This window comes from Viridibacillus sp. NPDC096237, assembly GCF_050278625.1.
Classification (GTDB): domain Bacteria; phylum Bacillota; class Bacilli; order Bacillales_A; family Planococcaceae; genus Viridibacillus.
Genome location: NZ_JBNNTI010000022.1, coordinates 24,324 through 37,620, shown reverse-complemented (window position 1 = coordinate 37,620; position 13,297 = coordinate 24,324). Strand labels below are relative to the sequence as shown.

Genomic DNA, 13,297 nt, shown 5'->3' with positions numbered 1-13,297 from the left:
ATACTCTAGTTCTCTAGTTTGATAAAGTAATTATAGATAGATTAGCTATCAGTGTCAATAAAAAAATCTCACGTAGTAAATAATCTACGTGAGATTTCTTCTATAATTATAAACTTTCATTCACTACTTTACGGTAGTACGTAACAGATAACAAAGCAAATACTGAATAGAGTAACGCATAAATACTCATTGTTATGATTAATGGAGTTGTTAACTCTGTACCAAATAGCATCCAACCTGATTTAACTGCAAAATAACTGTGTAGTAAGCCGATTAACAGTGGTACACCAAAGTTAAAAGCCTGCTTCATATAAATCCCTTTCATAATCTCTGACTTTGTAAAGCCGATTTTACGAAGAACTGTATAAGACTCTCTTTCATCTTCTGCATCAGACATTTGCTTAAAGTATAAAACGCTACCTGTTGCTAGCAAGAATGCAAGGCCAAGGAAAGCTGTAATGAAAATGACATTACCCCATAATTCTAATGCATCATTTTTATTACCTTCTTGAGTTGATGCAAAAAACTGCTTTTCTTTGCCTTTTATATCTTTAGTAGTAAATGTCCCTTCATTGGTTGCCTTGCTATAGATTTCATGAACCCTCTTCAAATCTTCCTCTTTAAAAGAGTAACCTTCCTGCTCATACCAGATGGAATTCTTTTTAATTTCCTTATCTGTTACTAGCTTATCAAAATATTGGTCTGTGACAACGATAGCTGCACTGCCATATGAAAGTTGACTTGTAATAATCCCTCTTTTTTCAAGTCCTATCATTGTTAGTTTATTTTTACCTTCTCGAGTATGCACTGTCATTGATTTGCCAATTTCTAATGGCATTAATTCTGCAAGCATCCCACTATATCCAACTAGATACGCTTCCCCCTCTTTTAAATTTGCTTCGGGGTAGATTTTCTTCATATCGCTTAACTTTGTCACGATTGAATCTAGTTTTATGTTTTTTTTAATCTCACTTGTTAATGGTTTCTCCATCAAGTTGGAAATATCAATATCTACATTTAATAAAGAAAACTCATATCTTTTATAGTTTATATTTTCTTTTCGAAGTTGTTCTTCAAACGTTTTATTTTGTTCATTTAATGTAATGACGTCAAAAGGAACAAATTGCTTTGCACTTGCACCTGCTGAATAGTACGCAATATAAGATAATGACATAATAGCTAAAGCAACAGCAGTCATTACTGTAATAAGCGTTAAAGACTTTGCATTACCTTTCATACGGTGCATGATAGGTGTTAATGCCAATACGTCAGTTAATGATAAATGTCCCTTCTTCCCTTTACGAATTATATTCATAATTAAAGATACTGAGAAACGGAAAACGAAGAACGTCCCTATAATAGTCGAAGCTAATATTGTAATCATCTTAATAACTAACTGATTAATAGTAGCAGAATCAAAATCAAATAAATGCGTTGATTTATAATATCCAAAGATGATTAGTACTAAGCCTATAAGACCTAAAAGCATTTGAAACGGTCCAAAACGCTTTACTCTCGTATCGCCTTTTTTACTTGCAGAGAACAAATCAAGCAGAGTTGAACGACGAATTACAAAGATGGTTTGAATAGTTATTAATACTAGTAGCACCAAAAAGACGATAAATGTCTGAATGAGTGCCTGTGAAGAAAATGCAATTTCCACAAGAGCATCTTTAGTAATTAGCTTCAATAGAATCATCGCAAATACACGTGACGTTAAAAAACCAATACTTACACCAATGGCTGTTGCACCAATCCACAATAAGATGTTTTCAATGGATAATAACCGCACAACAATACCTTTAGACATACCAATCAATTGATATAAACCAATTTCTTTACTTCTACGCTTCATAAACAGATGATTAGCGTAAATTACAAAAAACGTCACGATGAATACTAACATTACCGAAGCAGCTTTAAATCCCGCTGTTCCTGTAGGACTGTCTTTCGTCATCTCTAAAATACTCGGGTTAAACTGCAAAGTCACGAACGAAAAGTACAATGTCACACTAAAAATTAATGCAAAAAAGTATAAATAATAATGTGTAATATTCTTTTTCATACTTCGGAGTACGAGTTGACTAATCGTCATAACCGTCACCGCCTAAAACACCTTGCGTATTCATAATTTCTTGGAAGAACATTTTACGGTTCTTTTCACCTTTATATAACTCTGTGTAAAGCTGACCGTCTTTCAAGAACAACACTCGGCTACAAAAACTTGCTGCGACTGGATCATGAGTAACCATCATAATGGTCACACGTTGCTTTTCATTTATAGTAGCTAAGTTCTCAAGTAGAGCTGTAGCTGATTTTGAATCTAGCGCACCTGTTGGCTCATCTCCAAAAACGATTGATGGCTTTGAAATAAGCGCACGTGCTGCAGATGTCCTTTGTTTTTGTCCACCTGAAATTTCATTTGGGTATTTATTAGCCAATTCACGAATATCTAATAACTTTGTTAGAGTGTTAAAACGACTTTCAGCTTCAGATTTTGATACTTTACTAATAGATAGTGGTAACAATATATTTTCTTTCACAGTTAATGTATCTAATAAGTTATAGTCTTGGAAGATGAAACCTAATTGTTCACGACGAAACTTGGATAGTTCCTTTTCTTTCATCTTTCTTAAATCATTGCCTTCGATTTCAATAACACCTTCAGTTGCATGATCAATGGAACAAAGAACATTTAACAAAGTAGTCTTTCCAGAACCCGATGGCCCCATGATACCAACAAATTCCCCTTCATTAACTTCTATATCAATACCCTTCAATACTTCTTGAGCAGTTAATTTACGTCCATATACTTTTTTGACTTTACGCGCTTTTAAAATAACCAACACAATTCCTCCCTCTCGCTTATATAACCATTCTATATAGTTTTTGAAAAAGAATCGTTTGATTAACATGACAAACAAAAAGAGTAGGTGACATTTTCGTCATCTACTCATGATTTTAACGAATTCATTTTTCAAAGGGAAACGTAAGGAAAAGACTGTTCCTACGTTCTCTTCAGACTGTACAAAAATTTGGATACCTAATTTTGATGCTGCGTTTTTGGCCAAATATAATCCCATACCAGTTGATGCAGTCTGATGTCGACCAATTGTACCAGTAAAAGACTTATTAAAAATACGTGGCAAGTCAGCTTGGCTAATTCCTGTACCCGAGTCTTTAATATATAGATATACATGACCATCTGAATCCTTTGATGCGTATACCTGTATATCTGAATTATCATTACTATATTTCACTGCATTTGAAAGCAATTGACGGATAATAAAGGATGTCCACTTTTGATCAGTTAGTACTTCAGCATCGAGATTTTCAATATCAAAGCCTATACCCTTCTCAATACACCACGTTTGTAAATTCTTAATCTCTCTAAGTGTTGTTTGTCTAATCGATACAATCTCCATCCTATTGTCATTCTCTATTGAAGATAGTCGAATATGATGTAATTCTTGATCCAGTAACAAATGGATTCTCAACCATTCTATTTCAAGGCGATTCTTTAAAGTATTATCATCTAATGAGTCAATCATAAGCTTCATAGCAGTTAATGGCGTTTTCACTTCGTGTATCCACCCTATTGCTCTATCCTGATCTTCTGAAGACTCAACATGCACTCTATTTAATTGTTCTCGCCATTTTAACTCTATATTTTCGATCACTTCAAAATATACTGTTTCAAAACTGGATAGTTTTTCTGAAGAGACAGGTAGAGCACTCTCTATATCCAAGTCATTTCCCAGGAAATATTTAAGTCTACGAATTGATTTGGTTTCTTCTATATATCGCCATGATAAAAAAAGCAGAAATAGAGCTGTATTAGTTAAATTAAGATAAACTGTTGATACACTAGTTAATCCAATATCTAAAAAAAGAATTAAATTCAACCACAGCTGAATGACAATAAAAAAAAGTATCCACGACCTTCTTTCCTTAAGAAATATTAACAGCATTACTAATCAGACCTCCTTCACGATTGCCATATAGCCCAGTCCTTTTTTTGTAAGAATGACTTCTTCCAATCCAATTTCTTCAAGCCTCATGCGTAAACGATTTACATTTACTGATAATGTATTATCATTAACAAAACGTTCATCATCCCATAGCTTTCTCATTAATTCATCACGAGATACAATCTGATTTATATGTTCAATTAAAATTCTTAAAATAAATAATTCATTTTTAGTTAATTCAACTGAACGGTCTTGTTGCACAATGGTACTTCTTGAATAATCAATGGTAGCTCCATTCCATAATGTACTATGTAGTCGTTCTTGCTTATAATCATAAGTTCTCCGTATAATGGCTTGCACTTTAGCTAATAGTACATCCATATTAAACGGTTTTTGTATGAAATCATCTGCGCCCATTTGCATAGCCATAACTTGATCCATCGGATGATCACGTGAAGACAAGAAAATTATCGGCACTTTTGAAATATGACGAATCTCACGACACCAATGAAAACCATCAAAGGAAGGCAACTGAATATCAATTATTACTAGCTGCGGAGCTTCATCATGAAAGCATTCCATCACTTTATAGAAATCAGCAGGTTTTGTAACTTCCATTGACCATTGACTAAAGCGTTCTCTAATAATTTCAAAAATAGCCTGATCGTCTTCAATTATAAAAACTTTCACCATTTTCCACCCTCTCATATTATATTGTACAAGAAATAGCATAAAATAAAAAAAGTTTTCGCCAATAAAAGGAAGACTTTAAAAGTTTATATAAAAAAACCATCTCGTCGTCACGAGATGGTTTTTATAACTAGTAATAGAAATTACTTAGTGATTGAAGCTACAACGCCAGCGCCTACAGTACGTCCACCCTCACGGATAGAGAACTTAGTACCTTCTTCAAGAGCGATAGGAGAGATCAAAGAAACAGTCATTTCGATGTTATCTCCAGGCATAACCATTTCTACGCCTTCAGGAAGATTACAAACACCAGTTACGTCAGTTGTACGGAAGTAGAACTGAGGACGGTAGTTTGAGAAGAATGGAGTATGACGTCCACCCTCTTCTTTAGAAAGAACATAAACTTCAGCTTTGAAGTCTGTGTGTGGAGTGATTGAACCTGGTTTAGCAAGTACTTGTCCACGTTGGATATCTTCACGAGCTACACCACGAAGAAGAGCACCAATGTTGTCTCCAGCTTCAGCGTAGTCTAATAATTTACGGAACATTTCAACACCTGTTACAGTTGTTTGTTTAGCTTCTTCAGCAATACCAACGATGTCTACAACATCGCCGACTTTAACTTGACCACGTTCAACACGGCCAGTTGCAACTGTACCACGACCAGTGATAGAGAATACATCCTCTACTGGCATCATGAATGGTTTGTCAGTTTGACGTTCTGGAGTTGGGATGTAAGAATCAACAGCGTCCATTAATTCAACGATTTTTGCTTCCCATTCTGCTTCGCCTTCAAGAGCTTTAAGAGCAGAACCTTTAATTACAGGAAGATCATCGCCTGGGAAATCATATTCAGATAATAGGTCACGAACTTCCATTTCTACTAATTCAAGTAGTTCTTCGTCGTCAACCATATCACATTTGTTCATGAATACTACTAGGTATGGAACACCTACTTGACGAGATAAAAGGATGTGTTCACGAGTTTGTGGCATTGGACCATCAGCAGCAGATACTACTAAGATACCGCCATCCATTTGAGCAGCGCCTGTGATCATGTTTTTAACATAGTCAGCGTGTCCTGGGCAGTCAACGTGTGCATAGTGACGAGTATCAGTTTCGTATTCTACGTGAGAAGTATTGATTGTGATACCACGTTCTTTTTCTTCTGGAGCGTTGTCGATATCAGCGTATGACTTAGCTTCTCCACCCATTTTTTTAGAAAGAACTGTAGCGATTGCAGCAGTTAAAGTTGTTTTACCATGGTCAACGTGTCCGATTGTACCAATGTTAGCATGCGTTTTAGAACGGTCAAATTTTTCTTTAGCCATTAGAAAATGCCTCCTCAATAATGTTTATAATTTTAGTTTTATAGTCATATATTTCAGAGAATAGGGCCCTATCCTCTTCCATATATAGCATACAAGTTATTTATACTTTAATTAGAGTGAAAATTCAACTTAGAAATTATTCACCTTTATTTTTTTTGATGATTTCTGCAGCAATTGATTTTGGTACTTCTTCATAATGGTCAAATGTCATAGAGAATACACCGCGACCTTGTGTACCAGAACGTAAAGTTGTAGCATATCCGAACATTTCAGATAGCGGAACCATAGCACGTACTACTTGAGAGTTACCGCGAGCATCCATACCCTCAACGCGTCCGCGACGAGCAGTAATGTTACCCATGATATCACCAAGATATTCTTCTGGAATTACAACTTCAACTTTCATCATTGGTTCTAAGATAACAGCGTCACATTGTTTCGAAGCTTCTTTAAGAGCCATAGATGCAGCAATTTTGAACGCCATCTCATTCGAGTCAACGTCATGGTAAGAACCGAATACTAATTTCGCTTTAATGTCGATTAGTGGGTATCCAGCAACTACACCGCGGTCAAGAGAGTCACGAAGACCCGCTTCTACTGCAGGAATGTATTCACGAGGTACTACACCACCAACGATAGCGTTTTCGAATTCAAAGCCTTTACCTTCTTCATTCGGAGAGAACTCAATCGTAACGTCTCCGTATTGTCCACGACCACCAGATTGGCGAGTGAATTTACCTTGAACTTTTGCAGAGCTACGGAATGTTTCACGGTAAGATACCATTGGAGCACCTACGTTAGCTTCTACTTTGAATTCACGGCGCATACGGTCAACTAAGATATCAAGGTGAAGCTCACCCATACCAGAGATGATTGTTTGACCAGTTTCAGTGTCAGTGTGAGCACGGAAAGTTGGATCTTCTTCTTGTAGTTTTTGTAAAGCTTGACCCATTTTATCTTGGTCTGCTTTAGATTTTGGTTCTACAGAAAGTGAGATTACTGGCTCAGGGAATTCCATTGATTCAAGAATAACTAGGTTTTTCTCGTCACATAGAGTATCACCAGTAGTAGTATCTTTAAGACCTACTGCTGCTGCGATGTCCCCAGCATACACTTTAGAGATTTCTTCACGAGAGTTAGCATGCATTTGTAGGATACGACCTACGCGTTCACGTTTACCTTTAGAAGAGTTTTGTACGTATGAACCTGAATCTAATGTTCCAGAGTACACACGGAAGAAAGTTAATTTACCTACGAATGGGTCAGTCATAACTTTGAATGCAAGAGCTGAGAATGGCTCTTCATCAGAAGAATGACGTTCTAATTCCACGTCACCATCAATATCTGTACCTTTGATTGCTGGTACATCTAATGGAGATGGTAAGTAATCGATAACTGCATTTAACATAGGGCGTACGCCTTTGTGTTTGAATGCTGTACCACAGATTACTGGGTAAAATTCTACTGCGATCGTAGCACGACGAATAGCCGCTTTAAGTTCAGCAATAGTAATTTCTTCGCCTTCTAAATATTTTTCCATGATTTCTTCATCAACACTTGCAACAGCATCGATTAATTTTTCACGGTATTCTTCAGCTTGTGCACGATGTTCTTCAGGAATTTCTCCTTCAGTTACTGCTGTACCTTTTTCGTCGCCGTAGAAAGTAGCTTTCATTTCAACTAAGTCGATGATTGCAGAGAACTCATCTTCAGCGCCGATTGGTAATTGAACAGGGTGAGCGTTTGCTTGTAAACGTTCATGAAGAGTTCCTACAGAATATAAGAAATCCGCTCCTGTTTTATCCATTTTGTTAATGAATACAATACGTGGAACACCGTATGTTGTAGCTTGACGCCATACAGTTTCAGTTTGAGGCTCAACACCAGATTGAGCATCAAGTACTGTTACAGCACCGTCAAGTACGCGTAATGAACGTTCTACTTCTACAGTGAAGTCTACGTGTCCAGGAGTATCGATGATATTTACACGGTGGCCTTCCCATTGGGCTGTTGTCGCAGCAGAAGTGATTGTAATACCACGTTCTTGCTCTTGCTCCATCCAGTCCATTTGAGAAGCACCTTCATGAGTTTCACCGATTTTGTGAATCTTACCAGTGTAATAAAGGATACGCTCAGTTGTTGTTGTTTTACCAGCATCAATGTGAGCCATGATCCCAATATTACGAGTATTCTCAAGTGAGAATTCGCGTTTCATAGGAAATTTCTCCTTCCATATTGGGGTTAAGCCGATTTTATATTACCAACGGTAGTGAGCAAATGCTTTATTTGCTTCTGCCATTTTGTGCATATCTTCACGTTTTTTAACTGACGCACCAGTGTTGTTAGAAGCATCTAGAATTTCGTTAGCTAGACGTTCTTCCATAGTTTTTTCGCCACGAAGACGAGAGTAGTTTACTAGGTAACGAAGACCAAGAGTTGTACGACGTTCTGGACGTACTTCTACTGGTACTTGATAGTTAGTACCACCTACACGGCGAGCACGAACTTCAAGAACTGGCATTACATTGTTTAATGCAGCTTCAAATACTTCGATTGGATTATTACCAGAACGTTCTTGAACTAATTCGAACGCACCGTATAAAATCTTTTGAGAAGTACCTCTTTTACCATCTACCATCATTTTATTGATTAAACGAGTTACTAGTTTTGAATTATAAATTGGATCTGGTAACACGTCACGTTTGGAAACAGGACCTTTACGAGGCATGTGTTTTCCTCCTTTCGATTAGAGCTTAATTTTTAATTATTTTTTTTCTTTTGGTTTTTTAGCACCATATAGAGAACGAGATTGCATACGGCCAGATACTGCAGCAGTATCAAGCGCACCACGAACGATGTGATAACGTACACCTGGTAAGTCTTTTACACGACCTCCACGGATAAGTACAACACTGTGTTCTTGTAAGTTGTGGCCTTCACCAGGAATATAAGCGTTAACCTCGATTTGGTTTGTTAAACGTACACGAGCGTATTTACGTAACGCTGAGTTAGGTTTTTTAGGCGTCATTGTACCAACACGTGTACATACACCGCGTTTTTGTGGTGAGTTAACATCAGTTAAAGCTTTTTGGAAGCTGTTATAACTTTTGTTTAACGCTGGTGAGTTTGATTTCTTACTTTTGGATTGGCGAGGCTTACGTACTAATTGGTTAATTGTAGGCATCGGTTTTTCCTCCCTTCATATCTTCAGTTTAAATCCACACATCCAGGTGGTTCATTTTTAGGTAAAAAACAAAGTCTTTGTGTATCATACACAAAAACCATCATTCAGTAATTGCAACAACTGCAGCACCTACTTGAATTCCGCAGGCTCTACCAAGTTCTTTTTTCGAGTCTACAAATACAATGGGAACACCATTTTTTTGTGCAAATTGCACCGCATGCGTGGCAATTCGATCATCTGCATTTAGAGCAACGAAAATTTCAGTAACATGACCAGTACACATTGCTTTTACTGCTTGCTTAGTACCGATGATTGTTTTTTTAGCCTTTTTGACTTTTTCATAAGACATTTGCATATCCTCCGAAATGATAGACAATCAACTATCAACCTAAAATATATTATCACTCAATGTATTTATTGTCAATTAAAATCATAAAAATTCCGAGAAGAAGGGAAAACCTCTTCTTCCCGGTCCTTTTTATTATTCTGCTAAAACTGCGTCAGTATCTTCAATTTCGCTGTCCTCGATTTTGATTTGGCGATATCGTTGCATACCTGTACCAGCTGGAACAAGTTTACCTAAGATAACATTTTCTTTCAGTCCTAGAAGCTCATCACGCTTACCTTTAATAGCTGCATCCGTTAACACACGAGTTGTTTCTTGGAATGATGCTGCAGATAAGAATGATTCAGTTTCAAGAGATGCTTTAGTGATACCAAGGATAAGAGGGCGACAAGTTGCTGGAAGTTTTCCATTTAACAACGCCTCTGCATTGGCTTCAGAGAATTGGTGAATATCAAGTAATGAACCAGGAAGTACATCTGTTTCACCAGCTTCAATTACACGTACTTTACGAAGCATTTGGCGAACCATTACTTCGATATGTTTGTCTCCAATTTCTACACCTTGCATACGATATACTTTTTGAACTTCTTTCAATAAGTATTCTTGAACTGTTGCTACATCGGTTACTTTAATTAATTCTTTTGGATCGATAGAACCTTCAGTAAGCGTCTGTCCTTGGTGAACTTGATCGTTAACATGTACTATTATACGACCATTATAAGGAGCTAAATACTTACGAGTTTCTACTGCACCTTGAATTGTAATTTCTTTTTGGCCTTCACGAATTTCATCAATGTCTACTACAGTACCATTAATTTCCGTAATAACCGCTTGACCTTTAGGGTTACGCGCTTCGAAAATCTCTTGGATACGTGGAAGACCTTGTGTAATATCGCTACTTGCTACCCCACCTGTATGGAAAGTACGCATTGTTAACTGTGTACCTGGTTCACCGATAGATTGGGCTGCAATGATACCAACAGCTTCACCGACTTCCACTTTGTCACCAGTTGCTAAGTTCATGCCGTAACATTTTTTACATACACCATGTTTAGTGTTACATGTAAATGCTGAACGGATTGTTACTTCTTCAATTCCAGCTTCAATTACTTTACGAGCAAGTTCTGGCGTTACTAATGCATTTCTCTCAACCATAACTTCATTTGTTTCTGGATGACGAATAGTTTTCTTAACATAACGGCCAAGAATACGTTCTTCAAGAGCTTCGATTACTTCTGTACCCTCTTTTAATGAACCTATTGTTAAACCACGGTCAGTACCACAGTCATCTTCGCGGACAATAACATCTTGTGCTACGTCAACTAGACGACGAGTAAGGTAACCTGAATCGGCCGTTTTAAGTGCTGTATCGGTAAGACCTTTACGCGCACCATGAGTAGAGATGAAGTATTCCAATACTGTTAAACCTTCACGGAATGAAGATTTAATTGGAAGTTCAATAATACGACCAGCCGGGTTGGCCATCAGACCACGCATACCAGCAAGTTGAGTAAAGTTAGATGCGTTACCACGGGCTCCAGAGTCACTCATCATGAAGATAGGGTTAAAGCTATCTAATGATTTCATAAGTTTCTCTTGGATTACGTCTTTCGCTGCACTCCAATAAGAGATTACACGATCGTAACGTTCTTCTTCTGTAATTAAACCACGACGGAACTGTTTCAATACTTTATCAACTTTTTCTTGAGCCTCTTCAAGAATTTCTTGTTTGTCCGGTAATACTAAGATATCCGAGATACCGATTGTAATACCAGCTTTTGTTGCATATTTGAACCCAAGATCTTTAAGACGGTCAAGCATTTTAGAAGTTTCAGTAATGTGGAAGTTTGCAAATACTTCAGCAATAACTTTACCTAAATAGCTCTTAGTGAATGGTTTAACTGGATCAACCTCTGATAAGTATTTCTTAACATCTGTATTTGTAGGAACAAAATATTTCGCTGGTGTTTCAACTTGCAAGTTAGTAATTGTTGGTTCATTAATGTACGGGAACGATTCCGGTAAAATTTCATTAAATATAACCTTACCAACTGAAGTTAATATCAGCTTGCTATTTTGCTCTTCTGTAAATGTTTGATTATTTAATGATGAAGCTTTAATAGCGATACGTGTATGCAAGTGAACTTCATGGTTTTCATAAGCAACCATCAATTCCTCAGGACCATAAAATACAGCGCCTTCGCCTCGAGCACCTTTACGTTCAAGAGTTAGGTAGTAGTTACCTAGTACCATATCTTGAGATGGTGTAACAACAGGTTTACCATCTTTAGGGTTCAAGATATTTTGAGCTGCAAGCATTAATAAACGTGCTTCCGCTTGTGCTTCTGCTGATAGAGGAACGTGGACCGCCATTTGGTCACCATCAAAGTCAGCATTATATGCTGTACATACTAGTGGGTGAAGGCGGATCGCTTTCCCTTCAACTAAAGTTGGTTCGAAAGCTTGAATACCAAGTCTATGAAGAGTTGGTGCACGGTTAAGTAATACTGGGTGTTCACGAATGATATCTTCTAAAACATCCCACACTTCGTAGTGCATACGTTCAATTTTACGTTTTGCTGATTTAATGTTGTGAGCAAGACCGCGCTCAACAAGTTCTTTCATAACGAAAGGTTTGAACAATTCGATTGCCATTTCTTTCGGTAAACCACATTGATACATTTTCAAGCTAGGTCCTACAACGATTACCGAACGACCTGAATAGTCAACACGTTTACCAAGTAAGTTTTGACGGAAACGACCTTGTTTACCTTTCAACATATGAGAAAGAGATTTTAATGGACGGTTACCTGGACCAGTTACAGGACGGCCACGACGACCATTATCGATTAAAGCATCTACTGCTTCTTGAAGCATACGTTTCTCGTTTTGAACGATAATCCCAGGTGCTCCAAGATCAAGAAGACGTTTTAAACGGTTGTTACGGTTAATAACTCGACGATATAAATCATTCAAGTCACTTGTTGCAAAACGTCCACCATCTAATTGCACCATTGGACGAAGCTCTGGTGGAATAACAGGTAGTACGTCTAAAATCATCCAATCTGGACGGTTACCAGAATGACGGAATGATTCAACAACTTCTAATCGTTTAATTGCACGAGTACGACGTTGACCTTGTGCAGTTTTAAGTTCTTCTTTTAAAGATTCTGTTTCTTTATCAAGATCGATTTCTTGTAAAAGACGTTTAATTGCTTCAGCGCCCATTGCAGCTTGGAATGTATTGCCGTATTTTTCACGATACGCGCGATATTCTTTTTCTGAAAGCAATTGTTTTTTCTCAAGTGCAGTATCGCCAGGCTCTACTACAACATAAGAAGCGAAGTAGATTACTTCTTCTAATGCACGTGGAGACATATCTAAAATAAGCCCCATACGGCTTGGAATTCCTTTGAAATACCAAATGTGTGAGACTGGAGCAGCTAATTCAATATGACCCATGCGCTCACGACGTACTTTTGCACGCGTTACTTCAACTCCACAACGATCACAAACTACGCCTTTATAACGTACACGTTTGTACTTACCGCAGTGACATTCCCAGTCCTTTGTAGGTCCGAAAATTCGTTCACAGAACAAACCATCTTTTTCTGGTTTGAGTGTACGATAGTTAATAGTTTCTGGTTTTTTTACTTCTCCATAAGACCATGAGCGGATTTTATCAGGTGAAGCTAAACCAATTTTCATATACTCAAAATTATTAACGTCTATCAAGGAGCCTACCTCCCTTTAGTATGAAGTCTTTTCGACTTTA

Annotated in this window: 10 protein-coding genes; all 10 read right to left on the bottom strand. The window is 37.4% G+C overall.

The annotated features are described in order from the left end of the window. Positions 1-106: 106 nt before the first annotated feature. The 10 genes from ACQKMD_RS13140 to rpoC all read right to left on the bottom strand — a co-directional run bounded on the left by ACQKMD_RS13140 (position 107) and on the right by rpoC (position 13,257). A complete protein-coding gene (locus tag ACQKMD_RS13140; RefSeq protein WP_427752592.1) occupies positions 107-2,095 on the bottom strand; it encodes an FtsX-like permease family protein in 1,989 nt (662 codons plus the stop codon). Next, positions 2,085-2,846, bottom strand: a complete 762-nt coding sequence (locus ACQKMD_RS13135; protein ID WP_427752591.1) for an ABC transporter ATP-binding protein — start codon at positions 2,844-2,846, stop codon at positions 2,085-2,087. The genes ACQKMD_RS13140 and ACQKMD_RS13135 overlap by 11 nt, the downstream gene beginning before the upstream one ends. A 99-nt stretch (positions 2,847-2,945) precedes the next feature. Continuing rightward, on the bottom strand, positions 2,946-3,749 hold the full coding sequence (locus tag ACQKMD_RS13130) for a sensor histidine kinase (protein WP_427752590.1): 804 nt from the start codon (positions 3,747-3,749) through the stop codon (positions 2,946-2,948). Positions 3,750-3,977: 228 nt separating this feature from the next. Continuing rightward, a complete protein-coding gene (locus tag ACQKMD_RS13125; RefSeq protein WP_427752589.1) occupies positions 3,978-4,664 on the bottom strand; it encodes a response regulator transcription factor in 687 nt (228 codons plus the stop codon). A 140-nt stretch (positions 4,665-4,804) separates the two neighbouring features. Then, on the bottom strand, positions 4,805-5,992 hold the full coding sequence (tuf, locus tag ACQKMD_RS13120) for an elongation factor Tu (protein ID WP_427752588.1): 1,188 nt from the start codon (positions 5,990-5,992) through the stop codon (positions 4,805-4,807). Between the two features lie 136 nt (positions 5,993-6,128). Next, positions 6,129-8,207 carry an elongation factor G gene (gene fusA / locus ACQKMD_RS13115; protein WP_427752587.1) on the bottom strand — a complete coding sequence of 693 codons (2,079 nt, stop codon included), beginning with the start codon at positions 8,205-8,207 and terminating at the stop codon, positions 6,129-6,131. A gap of 42 nt (positions 8,208-8,249) precedes the next feature. Continuing rightward, on the bottom strand, positions 8,250-8,720 hold the full coding sequence (gene rpsG / locus ACQKMD_RS13110; RefSeq protein WP_427752585.1) for a 30S ribosomal protein S7: 471 nt from the start codon (positions 8,718-8,720) through the stop codon (positions 8,250-8,252). Between the two features lie 36 nt (positions 8,721-8,756). Beyond that, the gene (gene rpsL, locus ACQKMD_RS13105) at positions 8,757-9,176 is read right to left on the bottom strand and encodes a 30S ribosomal protein S12 (protein WP_427752584.1); all 420 of its coding nucleotides are present in this window, start codon (positions 9,174-9,176) and stop codon (positions 8,757-8,759) included. 100 nt (positions 9,177-9,276) lie between these two features. Further along, on the bottom strand, positions 9,277-9,525 hold the full coding sequence (locus ACQKMD_RS13100; RefSeq protein WP_427752583.1) for a ribosomal L7Ae/L30e/S12e/Gadd45 family protein: 249 nt from the start codon (positions 9,523-9,525) through the stop codon (positions 9,277-9,279). Between the two features lie 132 nt (positions 9,526-9,657). Then, a complete protein-coding gene (rpoC, locus tag ACQKMD_RS13095; protein ID WP_427752582.1) occupies positions 9,658-13,257 on the bottom strand; it encodes a DNA-directed RNA polymerase subunit beta' in 3,600 nt (1,199 codons plus the stop codon). Positions 13,258-13,297 lie beyond the last annotated feature (40 nt).

What these genes read in the sequence shown, in the direction of transcription:
- ACQKMD_RS13140 (WP_427752592.1), bottom strand. Translation starts at nt 2,095, where the DNA reads ATGACGATTAGTCAACTCGTACTCCGAAGTATGAAAAAGAATATTACA.
- ACQKMD_RS13125 (WP_427752589.1), bottom strand. Translation starts at nt 4,664, where the DNA reads ATGGTGAAAGTTTTTATAATTGAAGACGATCAGGCTATTTTTGAAATT.
- tuf (WP_427752588.1), bottom strand. Translation starts at nt 5,992, where the DNA reads ATGGCTAAAGAAAAATTTGACCGTTCTAAAACGCATGCTAACATTGGT.
- fusA (WP_427752587.1), bottom strand. Translation starts at nt 8,207, where the DNA reads ATGAAACGCGAATTCTCACTTGAGAATACTCGTAATATTGGGATCATG.
- rpsG (WP_427752585.1), bottom strand. Translation starts at nt 8,720, where the DNA reads ATGCCTCGTAAAGGTCCTGTTTCCAAACGTGACGTGTTACCAGATCCA.
- rpsL (WP_427752584.1), bottom strand. Translation starts at nt 9,176, where the DNA reads ATGCCTACAATTAACCAATTAGTACGTAAGCCTCGCCAATCCAAAAGT.
- ACQKMD_RS13100 (WP_427752583.1), bottom strand. Translation starts at nt 9,525, where the DNA reads ATGTCTTATGAAAAAGTCAAAAAGGCTAAAAAAACAATCATCGGTACT.